This window comes from Mycoplasma imitans ATCC 51306 (assembly GCF_000518305.1).
Classification (GTDB): domain Bacteria; phylum Bacillota_I; class Bacilli_A; order Mycoplasmatales; family Mycoplasmoidaceae; genus Mycoplasmoides; species Mycoplasmoides imitans.
Genome location: NZ_JADI01000007.1, coordinates 48,149 through 64,935 on the forward strand (window position 1 = coordinate 48,149; position 16,787 = coordinate 64,935).

The window sequence follows — 16,787 nt, forward strand, 5'->3', positions numbered from 1 at the left end:
TCATTTTTAGTTTATTGATTGGTTAAGCAATTATTTCTTTCTCATTGCCATTAAACCAGCAGTGTTGATTACGTTTCATGGTTCAACAAATTCTGGTTGGAAGAAGAAGTCTGCGTAAGCTAATTGATCAACAGTCATCTTGTTGTAAACTGCTAATGAGATTGCGTTAATGTTAGCTGTTAAATCATGCTTAGACATAATTTGACCACCCAATACAACTTTAGTCTTCTTATCAAAGATTAACTTGAACATTACCTTAGCTTTTAATTCTTCAGGAACAAAGCTCATCTTGTAGTAGTCATTAACTATAACACTGTCGATTTCAAGGTTTAATTTCTTAGCAAAAGCTTCATTAATACCAGTTGAAGCGAACTTGTATTCAAATACTGATAGAGCAGATGAACCTTGAATACCAGGGAATTTGTGTTTAGCTTCAACTAAGTTTTTAGCAGCATATCTTCCTTGTTTTCTAGCGTTTGTTGCTAATGCAATGCTGATATCAATGTTAGCAGGGTTAAACTTAATTAATGTAGCATCACCAACTGCGAACACGTCTTTAGCACTTGCTCTTTGGTATTCATCAGTTTTAATGAATCCGTTTGGTAATAATTCAACAACACCTTTTAATCATTCAGTGTTTGGAACTACACCAGCAGCTACTACTACTAAATCAGCTGGAATTGATTTTTTAGAAGTAACTACAGCAGTTAACTTATCAGTTCCTTCAAACTTAGTAACACCATCACTTAATGAAAATTGAACACCATGTTTTTCCATTTCAGATTGTAATACTGAAGTGAATTCCTTATCTAAGTAAGTAGGTAAGATTGTTGGAGTAATATCAACAACTGTTACATTTTTCTTAGCTTTAGCAAAAGCTTGAGCAGCTTCAATACCAATGTAACCACTACCTACAACTACAACATTTTTAACCTTAGGATCTTCAATCTTACCACGAATCTTCTTAGCTCATGCACGTCCTCTCATATAGTAAACGTTTTCAAGGTCTTGTCCTGGAACGTTTAATTTTCGTGGAACAGATCCTGGGCTAATGATTAACTTATCATAAGATTCAACTCTTGATTTATTAGATACTAAATCTAATACTTCAATTGTGTGTTCATCAGGATTAATTTTTGTAATTTGTGTTTGTTTGAATACTTTTACACCTTTAGCAGACATTGATTGTTCGTTTGAGTAACGAATTGTATCAACATCTTTAACGATTCCTTCTAGGTATAATTGCATACCACATGATAAGAATGAGATGAAATCTCCTTTTTCATACCAGTGAACTTGAGCATCTGGGTAAAGTTCTAAAACTTCATTACAAGCTTCAAACCCACCATGAGATGATCCTAAAACGATAACTTTCATTTATCTTGGCTCCTTAATATATATATTATTTACATTAATTTATATTATAAATTAACACGAAGAAAAATAATTCTAAATAGCAACTATCTAATCATTTTTTAATCTCCAAATAACGGTGATTTGGTAATTCCCAAACTGTTAGAATTTTCTTCTTTATTTTGAATTAAAACAACTGATTTCACTTCAGGAATCTCTGACTTTAAAATGTTTTCAACCCCATCTTTATAAGTCATATCCACAAGGCTACAACCATCACAGTTACCTAACAATCTTATGGTAACGATTCCTTTTTCATAACCTTCAAAAGAAAGATCACCGCCATCTCTTCGAATTAACAATCTTAGATCGTCCAGTAGATCTAAGATTTCAGCTATTACTGTTTGTCTTCTTCTAGCCACAATTAAATCTTTTTAGTAATCTTATTTTCTTGTTTGTTAATTAATCTGATGATGTTTGTGCGGTGTTTTCAGATAATCAAACTACTTAATAAAGTGTTGGAAATAGCAAAAAACACAATTATGTATCAATCATTTTGATAAGTTAAATATGTAATCTTATCTAAACTAAATCATCACAGATAATCCAATCAAGGGATATATGGCAAGAATAAAAAGATAACAAAACAAACTATTGATGCTAATGATACATATTTAGTAATCAAGGTAATTGTTCACCAAGTAATCCCAATGATTAAAAATCATCAAGGTGATACCACAAAAACAAATCCGGCTGTAGTAGCAACAGCTTTACCACCTTTGAATTTAAAATACACCGGATACATATGCCCAAAGATTGCTGCTAGCGGCGCTAAATATGTTAAATAATAAACCCTATTAACAACTGAAGGATTAATTCTAAGAAATTCAGCACGTAATCAATATTGGAAGATTAAAAAAACAATCGCATAAGGAATTACTGATTTAATAATTTCAAAAAACCCGATTATGATTGCAACCTTTTTAGGAAACACTCTAAATGAATTAGTCGTACCAGGGTTTTTTGAACCTAGTTCGCGAATGTTTCTTTTAAAAATCATACTAGCAACATCTGCAAACATAATCGAACCAAATAAGTAACCAATTATTAAGCTAAAAATTACTAAAAAACTGATATATCCCGCTTGATTCATAATGTTACCTCTTAATGATCTTGAATTTAGTGTGCCCTAAAATCAACTTATTTTTATTTAATTCATGATTAAATTTTTCAACTAACAACTCATTAATATGATCAATAAAGATTGATTCAACATGGTGACCTATATCAATTACATTGATATCATGATTAATTGCATTGATTCATGAAGATCATTTTAAATCACCAGTAATTAGTAAATCATACTGCTTAAATAGTTGCGTGTCTATATCATTAGAACTATAACCGCTACCAAGACAGATCAAACCTTTTTTAAGTTTTTTATTAAATTTAGATGTTGATAAGTATTGAACTTGATCAATATACTTGATTTTTTTTAAACTAGAAATTAATTCATCTAATGAACAATTAAGTTCGAACTGATAATAATTGTTAATTGGTGTCGGATCGAATTTGCTGATATTAAGTAGTTTAAAAAAGTATGAATGCGCACCGCGTTCATTAAAATCATATGCAGTGTGTAATGCTAGAAAACTACGATTATTTTGATAAAAATCCTTATAAGCATTCGCTATAAATGAATCGTTTTTTAAATCATTATGATCAATAAACATCGGATGATGCGAAATAATTAGATTAGCATTGTGTTTTTTTGCTAATTCAAAGTTAAAGCGATCATAATCAGCGCATATTAAAAGCTTAATTAATTCATTATTTAAATTTTTATGATTAATTAACTTTGCATTATCAAAAGCTAACTGATTTTTTAACGGAAATTGCTTTAAGATTCAGTCGGTAAGTCTTCTAATTTTCATGAGTTGTTAAGAAAATTTTCGTATTCAGTCATTGCAATAACTTGTAATTTCTTTCTTGCATCAACTGGAATATGATCAATCAGTTCTTTTTGTTGCTTGATATATCCGATTAATTCTGGACTGTTTTGATTTTTTAGGATTGGTCCTATTACATAATCAGTATCAGTTAACTCTTGAGTATCTTTAACTTTAACCGCTTTAATAATTAAGTAGTAATGATTTCTTTCAAAAACAATTAACTCATCAACAATCTGATAATTATTTTTTGTTAGATAGTAACGCATCTTAATGTGATTTTTTTCTGGTTGTAAAATTAATGTTTTTAATTCAACAACAGAATTGTTAATAATCTCATTAATCTTTGTTACTCCAAGACCAGCAATTACACAATAATCAATTGGATTTTGAATACTTAAATTACTTAAACCATCATTAAGAATATTGATAATTCTTTCTTTACCAGCAATCTTTCGAGAATTAGCAATCGCTTGTTTTAATGGACATAAGTTGACATCAACATTAAGCACATATTGTGCTTTATTACTTTTAATTAATTCAATACCAAGATAACCATGGTCACAACCGACATCAGCCACTAAGAAGGCATCATCAATAAGTTGAGATATCGCTTTAATTTTCTGAGTCATGTTTTAAGAAAGAACGTAATCTTGTATTTTTTGAAGGGTGTTTTAATTTTCTTAAAGCCTTAGATTCGATCTGACGAATTCTTTCTCTTGTTACATTAAACTTTTGACCAACTTCTTCTAAAGTCATCTGTTGGTGTCAAGGGTGCAATCCATATCGCATACGAATGATTTGTTCTTCTTTTTTTGTTAATGTATTAACGAATAATTCGTTAATGTGTTCAGTAACAATTAGTTTTTCAGTATATTCGTCTGGTTTTAAGATATCACGATCCTTAACAAAATCAACAAATTGCGATTCTTCATCGTGACCGATTGGTTTATCTAATGAAACCGGTTCTTGGTTTAGTTTTTTAATATCTGCAATCTTTTTAGGAGTAAATCCATTAACTTGACCACCCATAGCTTCAGTTAATTCTTCTAATGTTGGATCACGTCCTAATTGTTGAGTTAGCAATCTTTCAGTTTTGATCAACTTGTTGATTGTTTCAACCATATGAACAGGAATTCTTACCGTTCTTGCTTGGTCAGCAATCGCTCTAGTAATGGCTTGTCTAATCCATCAAGTTGCATAAGTTGAAAACTTATTACCTAGTTTGTAATTAAACTTAGAAATCGCTTTCATCAATCCGATTGATCCCTCTTGAATTAAATCAACGAAATCTAAACCTCTGTTTAAATATTTCTTAGCAATAGAAGTAACTAATCTTAGGTTTGATGTAACTAATTGGTTAACTGCATACTCTCTAGTATCTTCATCAGTACTACCAAGTAATTTAGCAATTTGAATTTCTTCACCAAAGTTAAGAATTTTAGATGATCCAAGCGTTCCTAAAAATGCTTTAACGTTATCTTCAACCTTATCTTTAGTTGAAGCACCCTTACTAATTAAATCATCCAAGTTTTTGTCGATTTCGCTTAAATCTTGGTTTTTTCTAAATAACGAAATCTTTTCTTCAACATTATCATCTAATTGAATCTTATTATCTTTAAGTTCTTCTAGAATTTCTAAATCTTCAGCTTCAGTGAATTCGTAGTTCTTAAATACTTCGATAATTTCTTCAGTTGATAATGATTTGGTAGCTTTGGCTTTTGCTAAAAGGGTTTTGGTAACCCGAATCGTTTCTTGATCATTGTTCTTGGTTTTTGATGAAGCTTCTAGCACTTCATGATAAACAAGATCATTTTTTTCATTACTTGGGGCGTGTTTTGGTTTTCGACCTCTTTGACGCTTTTGAGTAGTGATTGGCTGATCGATATCAATCTTGCTGTCACTGAAAAAATCACATAAATTAAATTCTTTATTTTCTAATTCATCTTGTTCGCTAAAATCTGTTTCTTTAAAAGATGATCGATAGTTTTCTTCTTTAAAATCATCAAAATCAATATCATCATCTTTAATATCTAAATCATCAAAATCTAGTGAATCAAATTGATCATTATCTTCATCTTTTTTTACTTTTTTCTTAACAGTTTTTTTAGCTGATTTTAATGAAAGTTTAGTTTGTTTTTCTTCAGTTTTTTTAGTTTTAGTTTTGTTTGATTCTTCTTTATTATCAACTTTTGCTTTTTTAGCTACAGGCTTAGTTTTGCTTTGTTGAACTTCTACTTCTTTTGTTGCAGTATTAGTTTTTTTAGATGCAGTTTTTGTTTTCTTTTCTTCAACTGCAGATTGTTTTAATTGTGTTTTGGTTTTAGCTTTTTTAACTTTAGCTTCCACATTTTTTGTGCTAGCTATTTTTTCTTCTTTGCTAACTTGTTCGCTAGTTTTTTTAGCAGTACCAGCATCTAATTTAGCTGGTTTTGAATCTTCTTTTTTAGTAGTTGTTTTCTTAACTGAACTAGTTTTTTCTTGTTTCTTTGCTAGTTCAAGTTTTTCTTTTAAAGAAATTTGTTTGTTGTTTTTAGATTTTAAAACAGATTTATTCTTTGCTGTTGAGTTTGTATTTTTTGCCATTCTTGTAAATGTAAGTATTAAAAAGCAATAATTGATCTATATTTTACAATATTACAAAAATATTAATACGTTATTTTATTTTAATAACTCTTCTAAAACGTTTAGATTTTTAATCTCAGCTAATTTAAAGATATCACCTCTAGCTAACCAATCGATCAATTGTTGCTTACTTTTAAGCTCATATAACTCTTTAAAACCATCGATCCCGCCTTCACATGATTTTAAATAAGTATTCAACTCTTCTTCATTAATGAATTGATCGTGAATTAATGAAGCATACTTTAAGTATTTAATATCAGATAATAACTTGTTTTTTAGGTTTAGAAACGAATCAATATCCAAAGATCGATCAATATGTTTTTGCATAACAAAAACAATATCATCGAACAGTCTTGTTTTATCCTTGTTAAGAATTCGATCATTTAAAGTGTTGTTCTTAGCATGTAATAAGTAAAGGTTGTTAATCTTACGATAGATTAATTCATTAAAACCTTCCAAAAATTTCTTACTGAAGTTGTAACAGAATAGAATTGCTTCTAATTGTTCATTAGTGCTTAATGTTTTAATCACTTTGTTACTTAATGTTATCTGTAACATCGTGTTAAATAGATATCTGGTAGGTTTGTAATAATTAACTTTAGTTAAAATTCGGTATCTTACGTTAGATAATTCTTTGTAAGTTACATACTTAAAACTAATCAGATAGTAATGACAAATCTTAATTACAGCTTGAACAAAATTTCTTAGTTGGTGATTGATTCTTTTATCCAGATTGTAATCATTAATTACAGAAGTAATATCAACTTGATCTTCAAGCTCTGGATTAATTTCAGTTAATTCTTGATATAGTTGAGTTGATAAAGAATTATCATTATCATACTCAACATTTTCTTGTTCTTTTTGAGTAGATAAATGCTTGTTTATTAACTCTTTAAGCAAATTATCGCCGTCTGGTGAATGATAAACTTCATCCAGATCTTTTTGGCTAACATTTGCATAATCTACTTGATAAACGTTATGTATTCTTTTTCTTGCTAATAACTTAATGCATGTTAATGTTGCTTTTCTACCAGCATCATCATTATCAAGTGCTAAAACGATCTTTTTGATTTCTTTATTTTTGGCCTTAATTAGATCAATCTGCTGATCTGTTAAAGCTGTTCCCATAATTGCTACAGCATTTTTAATCCCAATTTGGTACAAAGCAATCACATCCATATAACCTTCGCAGATATATAAAGTTGAATGATCTGTGCTTAGATCTAATGAAAAGTAATTATATAGATTATGTCCTTTGATGAAATAATCAGTTTCAGGCGTGTTTAAATATTTAATTTCATTATTTTCATCGATCGTGCGTCCAGAAAAACCAACAACATTACCATCAGCATTTTTGATCGGAAACATTACCCGATTAATAAAATAACAAACATTCTTTTCTGAAATGTATTTGATGTATCGTAGATTGCTTAAGATGATTTCATCATCAACTGTTTTATTTAAGTGTTTTTGATAAAACACTTTTAAATCAGCAATCAGTTTATTAAGCGAATAAGATTTGGGGTGAAAGCCAATTTCGAAATTGTTTAATAATTGTTCGTTAATCAATCCTCTTTTATTTAAAAACTCACTTAACTTTTGATTTTTAGTAAATTCTAACCGCAAGTTGCTGTGTGCTCTCCATGCTAAGAATTGATTTAATTTGTAAAATTCTTGATCTAACTCGTTAACCGTATTGGAATTATTATGCTTATTAAAATCTAATGAATATCCAATTGCTGCTAAATCAATACCTTCAAGCTCTACAATCTTTTTAAGTGTTTGCACAAAATTTAAATTTTCTTTTTTCTGAACAAATTCAATAACTCCACCACTTTCATTACAACTAAAACATTTTCAAACTTGTTTAGCATCATTAACACTAAACGAAGGGGTGTTGTCGTCATGAAAAGGACATAGTGATTTGTAATTTGATCCCTTGGTTACAAGGTCAAGGTATTTCGAAATTACTGAAGATACACTAACGTTTTTTCGAATGTATTTGGCTAATTGATTTAAGTCATTACTCATGCAAACTAAAGATTATTTGAAATTCATTTTTTTAAATCAGCAATTGGCAACTTAATTTGTTCCATACTATCACGTTCTCTAATCGTGATGATACCTTTTTCTAGCGAATCAAAATCATAAGTTAAACAATACTTTGTACCGATTGCATCATATCTGCGGTAACGCTTACCGATTGATCCTGCACTATCAAAATCAAATCTTAGGTTGTTGTCACTGATTTTTAATAGATCGAGATAAAGTTCGTAAGCTTGATCTTTTAACTTGTTAACAAGTGGTAAAACAGCTAATTGATATGGCGATAGTGAAACGGGCAATTTTAATACTTCTCTAGTTTCATTATTTTCTAGTTGTTCAACCTGATAATGCGCGCAAATAATCGCATATAAAAGTCTTTCAATTCCTACTGATGGTTCAATAACATCAGGAATAATCTTCGTTTTTTCGATTTCATTGTTATACTCAAGGGGCTTTCCTGATTGATTTGAATGCGCAGTTAAATCAAAGTTACCACGATGTGCTAATCCCCATAATTCAGATCATCCATGAGGAAAATTAAATTGAAAATCAATTGTTCGAGATGAATAGTGAGCTAATTCATCTTTAGGGATATCATGTCTTCTAACTTTGTCTTTATTGATTTCTAATTTATTAATTAAAAAATCTTCAATTCGATCAACAAAATCATTGAACTTATCTTTAACCAATTCAGGTTCTAAAAAATATTCAATTTCAAATTGTTCAAACTCTCTTGTTCTAAAAATGAAATTACCTGGAGTGATCTCATTTCTAAATGCTTTACCAATCTGACCAACACCAAATGGCAATTTCATTCTTTGAGTTCTTAAGATATTCTTAAAGTTAATAAAGATTCCTTGAGCGGTTTCAGGTCTTAAATATATCATATTAAGCGAGTCTTCAACTACACCTTGAAACGTCTTAAACATTAGATTAAACTTTCTAATATTCGTTCAATTAATTCCTTCACACTTTTCGCACTTAATCTTTTTATCGACTAAAATTTTTTCTAAATAAACTGGCTCAGTATTTTCAGTAATCTTTATAGATTCATCACCAAGAGCCTCAATTAACTTATCAGCACGATAACGTGATTTACAATCCTTACAATCAACTAAAGGATCTGAAAAATTATCTAAGTGTCCAGACGCTTTTCATACTAAAGGATTCAAAATAATTGAACTGTCCAATAATTTCATGTCTGGTTGACAAAACACGAAATGTTTTAGTAGCAGTTGCTTAATATTATTTTTTAATAATGCGCCTAGTGGCCCGTAGTCTCATGAGTTGGCTAAGCCATTATAAATCTCGGATGATTGATAAACAAAGCCGTAGTTCTTTAAGAAATTAACAATTTGATCTTGTTTTAAGTCCATGATATTTTATTTTAATTGTATTAAATAACTAAATACTGGTTCTAAATAAATGCCCGCGTTATGATAAATCGCGTTCGCCAACCCCCTTATTAAAGATATGTATTGTTTACTATCTAAGGGAGAAATTTCATAGTCATTTTTATAAATTAACCAAAAAATATTACGCATAAATTTTTTGTCATACAAAAATTCATGTTGTTCATAAGCGCATTTTTCACACAAACCATACATATTTTTAAACGATATCGTAATTATTTGTTTGCTATGACAAATTCCACAGTTAACAAATTGAAAAGCAATTCCTTCTAGGTGAATGATGTGTAACAAAATATAAATAATAATAACTTGATCACTGTATTTTTGCTCAATTACATAATTAATTACATCATCATAAAAAGCAAAAAAATTGTTGTCTAATTCACCACTTTTTTTATTTAAATAATGGTGCATAATTACCATCGGTAATGATTCACTGATCGTAGCATCTTTAGTGTCAATCTTGTGAATTTTTTTTAGTTTAGATAGTCGTTCTAATGAACGAGATTGAAAAAACTCAAAATCGTGCAATGATCCTAGTGTGATATATCGACCGTTTTTAGATAACAATTTTTTACTTCCAACACTTATTAAATTTAAAATTTTATTCTCGTCAAATAACACCTTGATGATCTGATCATTTTCACCATGGTCAAAGTAATCAATAATATAGCCTTTTTTGGTTATAGAACTCATTTTTTATGACCTAATGATTTTATTAAATAATCATCGTTACGTCATTCTTTTTCGACTTTAACAAAAAGTTTTAGGTTGATCTTACAATCATAAATATTTAGTAATTCATGTCTTGCTTGAATTCCAATCTTTTTGATCATCGATCCCTGCTTACCAATAATGATCTTTTTTTGTGATTCACGTTCTGTAACGATTGCGCATTCAATATTAAAGATCTTTTTTTCTTGATCATAGCTTTTTGCTTCAATAATTACTGCTACAGAATGAGGAACTTCTTGAAAAGTATTATTTAAGATCTTTTCACGGATGATTTCTTTGATCTCAAAATTATCTTTTTCATTTTCATCCAATTCATATTCTGGTAATTGGTAATTTTCATCTAATAATTGTTCTAAACCTTCGTCGATCTGATCATTAATATGATCAGTTAAAAGATTGGCTTTAATCCTTTTAACAACTTTAAATGATTCGTTAATTAATTTATCAGCTTCGTTAATATTCTGTTCAGTTTTAACTAAATCGATCTTTGAATAAATCACGATCAAGTTATCAATCTCATATGATTTCATAATCTTTAAAAGATTAATAAATTCTTCGCTTGGTTTTTTAGTACTATCAACAATTAAAATACAAGCATGAGCGTATTTGTAAGCTTGTTTAATCTCGCTATTTAAAAATAAACTTAATTTATTAAAACTCTTGTGAAATCCAGGCGTATCTAATAATAAATAATCGATTTTCTCATGAACAATCTTATGAGCTATGACGTTTCTAGTTGTTTGATCATACTTTGAAATGATCGCAACTTTACTGTTAGCAATCTTATTAATTAACGTAGATTTGCCAACGCTTGCTAATCCAGTAATGACAACAATTCCTGATTTTTTCATATCTTATTTTTGGCAGTTTTAATCACCTTATTAACAATTTGCTCTTGAATTGTTAAGGTAACATATTCATAAGCATCGCTTTGCTCATGATCAAATTCTAAAAGGTGTAATAATCCATGAACAATCATTCTAATTAATAAGTACCAATAATTAACATCGTATTTAATTGCATCTTGCGCGATCTTTTTTGGACAAATGAAAATTTCGCCCAACAAAGGTGTTACTACTTCTGCATTCTCTCATAAGCAAACACTAATTACATCAGCAACGTATTGTTTGTTTCGTAGTGAAGAATTTAGTTCTAGGCTTTCTTTTTCACTTACAAAAATAAGCTCGTAATATAACTGATTTTTTATTTTGAAATGAGTTGAAAAACACTGATTAACTAAATCTAAGATTTTAGAAAAATCTTCTTTTATATTTTTTGGAACTTTTTTTAAATCAAAATGATTAATCATATCGTTAATTATAGATTAACCGATTTAATTAAATGATCATATAAATGGGTTTTGCCTAAATAAAAGCTAATTGTTCCGATATTTTCATCAATCGATTGATTACTAATCTTGATTAAGCCATTATTATCGCTGTCTTCAATAATAAACTTAAGGGCGTTAGCATTGTTTTTGTAATAACCGATCAAGTATTTTGCTTTTTTCTTTTCAATGAATTTAACCAATTCTGCATTCTTATCCAAATTAAGATAAATCGTTTCATCTTGTTTTTGAAAAAGATAACTTTCATAAACATTAATTTTTACCAGAAAAACAATTGCTAAAAAAGTTATCAAAACAACAAATAAACTAGCTATTGTACTGTTAATAATCTTATTGGTGTTCATGTAAGTTAATCTGCTTTTTAAAATATTCGCTAAAACTATAATCATGCTCGATCATAATTGTTAAATTATTTTTGATGATTTGTTTTATGATGATATTAAACACTCGATGCTTTATTGCTTCATCGACGTTATTTAATACCTCATCAAGTAAGAAAAGTTTGTTACGTGAATTATATGAATGTAACAATTTTAATACTTGATTTTGACCCGAACTCAAATTGTATTTATCAGCATCAAAAAGCTTAAAATATTCGATTATTTCTAATAATTCTGGACGTTTATTCTTTTTCAAAAATTCGATTAATCATTCATTACTTAGTTCAACGCTAGTTCTTTGGTCTGATAAGTAAACTACATTATTCATAAATCATTGATTTGAATATTTGTTGATATCAATTTCGTTAATATAAATTTCACCTGAAGACAACAATTGTCTTTTAATAATCGATTTAATAAGTGTAGACTTACCGCTAGCATTTCTTGCAGATAAAAATACCGGTTGGTTAATTACTAAATTTAAATTATTGAATATTGGTTTAGCATCAAAAAATAAATAAACATTCTTGAACTCTACAGATTTAATCTTTTTTGAACGATTTATTAATATTTGCGGTTCTTTTTGTAATAAAAGTAAGTTTCAAATATGTTTTTTTGCAATCTTAAATTCATAAGATTCATTCACAAATTTAATCAAGCCATCAATGCTTCCTATAAGCAATCCTTGTAATGTACTAACATAAATTAAAGTCGCTAAATCAATCGTATTTAAATTGATTATCAAAGAAATTCCAGCAACTAATGTAATACAGGTAATAAAATATTTGATTAACTCAAAAATACCATTACTAAAGTTTGCGCTTTGATTCATCTTCTTGTTCAAATTTAAGCTATCACTAAAAACTGTATTAACATCTTTAGACCATTGCTCAAAAAAACCTGAATGTTGTGTATTTACAATGGTTTTATGAAACTCATATAAATAAGTTTGTTGTTTAATTTGCAATTCTCTAGATTTTTGTTTATAGCCTTTAAATCAAAATAAGTTCAGAACTAAATAAATCAATGAAACAAAACTTTGAAATAAAGTTATGAATAAAAAGAAAATGTGAATTCTATAAAGCAAAATAATAGAAACAAAAACTATTAACGTATTATTAATAAAATTTACGATCTTTTTTACATAAAATTCTAAACACGTTAACAAGAAATCATCATATTTATAGATCTTGCCAATATCATCCTTTATTAATCTAATTGTCTTGGGTAAGCTAAATGTGACTAATAATTGCGATCACCAATACTGGTATTGGTTTTTGATTAATTGCTGTTGCCAAATACTTAACAATCCCGATCCTGTTAGGTTGATCACTTTAATTAAGATAAATGTAATAATAATTATTAAAATGTTATTAATTACCGAAGTATTTATCACATCATTAATTAGGATTTTAAATAAAAAAGTTAGACCAATACTTGTAGAGGTTACTAATAATTCAATAACTAAAAAGATAAAAATATATTTAATGCTAATTATCTTTGTGAAACTAAATTTTGTGTCATAATCAGGTTTTGTATAGTTTTGATAATCTGGATTAACCCTGATAATAATTCCCGCGAATCTTTCCTCAAATTCTTTATAACTAATCAACGTTTTATTATTGCAGCTAGGATCAAAAATAACAAAATTTGTGTTCTTCTTTTTAACAACAACAAAATGGTTAAAATCTTCAGCTTTTAGCAAGCAAACTAAATATTTATCATTTAGTTTTAATAGTTCTTTAAAACTAGCTTGATAAGACTCAGATATTAAGTGATGTTTATTTGCAATATCTTCGAACTGAATAATGTTAATTCCGCCACTAGAAATATGAGTATTAGCCTTGATTAAAAAATCATTTAGATCATCATTGAAGTAATGGTTGTATAACATCCTAATTACTGCAATTCCACAATCGTTGTTATCTGTTTGCTTAATTAATCTCACGGTTATCTTCTATACATAAAAAGATATGTATTTTTTATTTAAAAAGAAGATAATTTTTCAAAAAATTTTAATGTAGAACTTTAATGAATAAAGATTGCATTGATTTTTTTAACAGAGATAATGATCCATTAATAAATATATCAATTTTTACCGTATTTTAAATATATTTTTGTTGCTAAAGTTATTAGCTGGCACCGAATTCAATTTTGTGTAAAACAATTAATTAACTCAAAAAAGAAAGGTTAATATAATTTTATAAAGGTAAACAAGAACAAATTAAAAAAGAGAGCAGATAAATAAATTAAAAGATTAATTGTTTAATAAATTAAACAACTAATCCTAAAAGCTAAAACAATTAATTCTACAAAACTCATTATGTTCCTAGGTGTTGATTAGAAAATTTAGTTAACGGTGACGCGCTTGAAATTAAATCTGTTTAAATAAAATGTAAACTAAAAAGTTTAGGAAATCAAGATTACATAAAATTAATTTTTTCTCCAATTTTATAAGATTAACTTTTGAAATTTGCAATTATTTGCAACAGGTTAATCTTGTTCAAGGAAAACATGAAGGTATATAAAACAAATCGCAAAAAATGAATATAAAAACCTGTTTAATACATATCTTCAAGATCTAATCAAATTTATATTTTAACCAATTTATATTTTCTATTTATATCGAATTTACCGCATATTTTTAACATTTTTTAAAAATTATAATTAGTTTCTAAATTTAATAAAAGTTACTTTCTTAAATAAATATGCAGATTGTTTTTATTGATAATGCCTGCAATATTATTGCTCTAGAAAATCTTTTACGGTGATGATTTAACAACTACAGAATAATTCGAACAAGCGTCGTTTTACTTAACCAAAGACATAAGACATTTGATGTTGAATTTGAGGTTTTCAAAACTAATGAATAAACTAATTATCTGTTTTGAGTTAACACAAACATGAAGAACATGTACCTTTTAATGTTTTCAGCATAATTGATCTAATGACTTTTATATTTATTAATAATTATTTCTGATCCTAAAAATGTATGAAAAACCCTACAAATGATAATAACTTTTGTATTGTTATTATCGAAATGCTTACTTAAATTAATAGTCTTGGTGCACTAATATATTTCGATTATCAGATAAACTTTTTTAATTCAAATAATGAAATAACATAATCCTTAACAAAAACTTATTAACAAAAACCGCTAATGCGGTTCATATTCGAATTAATATCAATAACATTTTTTACGGCATATTAATTTGATATAATCTTATCTTGAAAAAATACAAAAGAAGTTTTATATATTAATAAAAATGTTATGTTAAACAACAATTCTGAAAATTTAAACAACGATTTGCAATCTAATCAAGCTCCAGTAAGTCAGCCTGATGCAAACCAACTTCAACAAAGAATTGAAAAATTTGAATTAAACGAATTAAAGAAATTCGCACACAATTTTAAACGTAAGGTTTATATTCCAGTTATCGTATTCTTTGCTTTAAATATTTTATCTTTCTTAATCCTTCTAAGCGTAGCGGGTGTTGTGGGAGCTAATATATTTAATGGATCTACAAATGGTGGCATGATTAACTCAACTGTTATAGCATCTGGTGGAATCGGTGCAATTCTTAGTTATTTATTAAACATTATTGTGTTTATAGCTTTATTGATCTTATTTATTATGGGCGCATTCTATTCAGCCAACAAAAAAATTGATGGCTTAATGGGTCCAATGGTATTATTTATTATTGCTATATTCATCCCATTTATCGGGGGATTATTAGGACTAATCGCTTCAATTCTTGCTAAGAAAACTATCGATAAAAAAGTAGCTGAAGTTGAAGCAACTCAAACAAATATCTAATTAGGATTTCAAGCAAATAATTTTAATAAATAAACCCATTAACAATAGTTAATGGGTTTTGTTTTTAATTTAAGTAAAGTTGAATAAAGTGTAAAAGAAAAGTTTTTAATCATCTATTATTAATTGTTAAGTTTCAAATAATTAACCATTAATTAAATGTATTTAATTAAGAACGATTTTTTCGTTATAATTATTGAAGTATTAAAATTAAATAATATGGATTTTGATAAAAAAAGACTTTACTGAGTCAGATAAAAACTTTACGAGTGACTACACTAAGGTTGATACTGACAGTTTAAAGAAGCCAACAGAAGAGATCTAAAGATTAGAAGCTCTTATTAAGGAGCAAAAGCGTGCTGAAGAGATAAGAAAAATGGAACTTGAAAAAGAAAGCATGCGTCGCGGATTAGATAATGATCTTAATAGTTTTTTGAGTGCGACAAGTAGTGTTCCAAACAAGGATAGCAAAACTGCTAATCTTGATATTAACAAGATTAAGACTGAAGTTGCTAACGCAGTTTTAGAAAATCTTAATAATGATAAACTCGAACAACAAATAAAACACACTGATCGCTTTGTTAATAAAGTTCACAAACAGTTATCGTTTTCTTTATCATACATTTACTAGTGGGCGCTTTACTAGGTGGGGCAATTACTGCTTTATTATTATTTAAAACTAAAATCCCTAGAGGAGCATTCATTGCACTTATGGTTGTAGTTGTAGTTGTTGGTACGGCTGATTTAATTGCATTTACAATCTTGTCTTTTTATGGCGTGTCATTTGTTAATGGAACCAACATGAAGAATACTAAAGGGTTATACATATCATTCATAATCTCATTTATCTTTATGTTTCTTGTATGAGGGCAGTTAGTTCTGATTATCGTTTCATTCAAAACAAAAAATGCTATGATTGATTGAGAACAAGAATTAGAAAAAAAGATTGAACAATTTAAGCATCAAACAGTATCAATAAAAAATAAATAAACCCATCAGCTTCATAAAACCGATGGGTTTTTAATTTGTAAAGCCTTTAATCTATTAATTAAAGGTTAAGTTTTTTGGTTGTACTTCTAACTTCCAACTGACCAACAAAGTGTTGATTATAAATATAAGTAAAAA

The 16,787-nt window shown here is 28.0% G+C and carries 16 protein-coding genes; 3 read left to right on the forward strand and 13 right to left on the reverse strand.

All coding sequences use genetic code 4. From position 1 onward, the window contains the following. Positions 1 to 30: 30 nt before the first annotated feature. From P690_RS0100705 to P690_RS0100765, 13 genes are all read right to left on the reverse strand, one after another. On the reverse strand, positions 31 to 1,377 hold the full coding sequence (locus tag P690_RS0100705) for an FAD-dependent oxidoreductase (RefSeq protein ID WP_027121890.1): 1,347 nt from the start codon (positions 1,375 to 1,377) through the stop codon (positions 31 to 33). Positions 1,378 to 1,475: 98 nt separating this feature from the next. Continuing rightward, positions 1,476 to 1,775 carry a NifU family protein gene (locus P690_RS0100710; RefSeq protein WP_027121891.1) on the reverse strand — a complete coding sequence of 100 codons (300 nt, stop codon included), beginning with the start codon at positions 1,773 to 1,775 and terminating at the stop codon, positions 1,476 to 1,478. A 2-nt stretch (positions 1,776 to 1,777) separates the two neighbouring features. Next, complete coding sequence (gene plsY, locus P690_RS0100715; RefSeq protein WP_027121892.1) at positions 1,778 to 2,506, reverse strand: glycerol-3-phosphate 1-O-acyltransferase PlsY; 729 nt, start codon at positions 2,504 to 2,506, stop codon at positions 1,778 to 1,780. A 4-nt stretch (positions 2,507 to 2,510) separates the two neighbouring features. Further along, entirely contained in the window at positions 2,511 to 3,287 is a 777-nt protein-coding gene (locus tag P690_RS0100720; protein ID WP_027121893.1) for a Nif3-like dinuclear metal center hexameric protein, read from the reverse strand. Beyond that, positions 3,254 to 3,934, reverse strand: a complete 681-nt coding sequence (locus P690_RS0100725) for a class I SAM-dependent methyltransferase (protein ID WP_027121894.1) — start codon at positions 3,932 to 3,934, stop codon at positions 3,254 to 3,256. Before P690_RS0100725 ends, P690_RS0100720 begins: the two co-directional genes overlap by 34 nt. Then, positions 3,918 to 5,888: an RNA polymerase sigma factor gene (locus tag P690_RS0100730; RefSeq protein ID WP_027121895.1), complete on the reverse strand. Its 1,971-nt coding sequence runs from the start codon at positions 5,886 to 5,888 to the stop codon at positions 3,918 to 3,920. The genes P690_RS0100725 and P690_RS0100730 overlap by 17 nt, the downstream gene beginning before the upstream one ends. A gap of 75 nt (positions 5,889 to 5,963) precedes the next feature. Beyond that, positions 5,964 to 7,958 (reverse strand): DNA primase, encoded by a 1,995-nt coding sequence (dnaG, locus tag P690_RS0100735; protein ID WP_027121896.1) that lies wholly within the window; start codon positions 7,956 to 7,958, stop codon positions 5,964 to 5,966. Positions 7,959 to 7,963: 5 nt separating this feature from the next. Beyond that, positions 7,964 to 9,349 carry a glycine--tRNA ligase gene (locus P690_RS0100740; RefSeq protein ID WP_027121897.1) on the reverse strand — a complete coding sequence of 462 codons (1,386 nt, stop codon included), beginning with the start codon at positions 9,347 to 9,349 and terminating at the stop codon, positions 7,964 to 7,966. 6 nt (positions 9,350 to 9,355) lie between these two features. Next, positions 9,356 to 10,081, reverse strand: a complete 726-nt coding sequence (gene recO, locus P690_RS0100745) for a DNA repair protein RecO (protein ID WP_027121898.1) — start codon at positions 10,079 to 10,081, stop codon at positions 9,356 to 9,358. After that, the gene (gene era / locus P690_RS0100750; RefSeq protein WP_027121899.1) at positions 10,069 to 10,971 is read right to left on the reverse strand and encodes a GTPase Era; all 903 of its coding nucleotides are present in this window, start codon (positions 10,969 to 10,971) and stop codon (positions 10,069 to 10,071) included. Before era ends, recO begins: the two co-directional genes overlap by 13 nt. After that, positions 10,935 to 11,429 (reverse strand): rRNA maturation RNase YbeY, encoded by a 495-nt coding sequence (gene ybeY / locus P690_RS0100755; protein WP_027121900.1) that lies wholly within the window; start codon positions 11,427 to 11,429, stop codon positions 10,935 to 10,937. The genes era and ybeY overlap by 37 nt, the downstream gene beginning before the upstream one ends. 8 nt (positions 11,430 to 11,437) lie before the next feature. Next, positions 11,438 to 11,812, reverse strand: a complete 375-nt coding sequence (locus P690_RS0100760) for a hypothetical protein (RefSeq protein WP_245576641.1) — start codon at positions 11,810 to 11,812, stop codon at positions 11,438 to 11,440. Continuing rightward, a complete protein-coding gene (locus tag P690_RS0100765; RefSeq protein WP_027121902.1) occupies positions 11,799 to 13,796 on the reverse strand; it encodes a cysteine peptidase family C39 domain-containing protein in 1,998 nt (665 codons plus the stop codon). The genes P690_RS0100760 and P690_RS0100765 overlap by 14 nt, the downstream gene beginning before the upstream one ends. Before the next feature lie 1,323 nt (positions 13,797 to 15,119). On the opposite strand from P690_RS0100765, the gene P690_RS0100770 reads away from it, so the two are divergent. The 3 genes from P690_RS0100770 to P690_RS0100780 all read left to right on the forward strand — a co-directional run bounded on the left by P690_RS0100770 (position 15,120) and on the right by P690_RS0100780 (position 16,652). Further along, positions 15,120 to 15,665, forward strand: a complete 546-nt coding sequence (locus tag P690_RS0100770; RefSeq protein ID WP_027121903.1) for a hypothetical protein — start codon at positions 15,120 to 15,122, stop codon at positions 15,663 to 15,665. A gap of 373 nt (positions 15,666 to 16,038) precedes the next feature. Further along, entirely contained in the window at positions 16,039 to 16,293 is a 255-nt protein-coding gene (locus P690_RS0100775; RefSeq protein ID WP_027121904.1) for a hypothetical protein, read from the forward strand. Continuing rightward, entirely contained in the window at positions 16,293 to 16,652 is a 360-nt protein-coding gene (locus P690_RS0100780) for a hypothetical protein (RefSeq protein ID WP_027121905.1), read from the forward strand. The genes P690_RS0100775 and P690_RS0100780 overlap by 1 nt, the downstream gene beginning before the upstream one ends. The last annotated feature ends 135 nt before the right edge of the window (positions 16,653 to 16,787 follow it).